Origin of the sequence: Acinetobacter sp. WCHAc060033 (assembly GCF_004209125.1) — a bacterium.
In the GTDB taxonomy this organism is placed as follows: domain Bacteria; phylum Pseudomonadota; class Gammaproteobacteria; order Pseudomonadales; family Moraxellaceae; genus Acinetobacter; species Acinetobacter wuhouensis.
The window spans coordinates 1-266 of record NZ_SGSW01000217.1; the positions used below are offsets into that span (position 1 = coordinate 1).

The 266-nt window shown below is 49.2% G+C and carries 1 protein-coding gene; it reads right to left on the reverse strand.

Going from position 1 to position 266, the window contains the following annotated elements:
* Nucleotides 1-266, reverse strand: a 266-nt coding sequence (locus tag EXE10_RS21690) for an Ig-like domain-containing protein (RefSeq protein WP_165383073.1), incomplete at both ends; no start/stop codon positions are given.

Here is a 266-nt window from a genome sequence, read left to right on the forward strand (position 1 = left end):
GTTGCATCATCACCTGTACCTGGGTTGCCTGTTAGGTCTTCGTAGCTGTTCGCTGGAACTTCGACTTTGACTTCGCCATCAACATTTGGTGGGATTTGTCCTGTCCAAGTAATACCACCATCCGTTGAGGTGAGTGGTGGAACTGTCACAGGGTTGCCATCTTTGTCTTTGAGTGGATTGCCGTCTTTGTCCGTGATCACAATGTCTGTGCTCGGATCAATCGTGCTTGGGTCCACATCTGGATCAAAGGTCACTGTGATCTTACC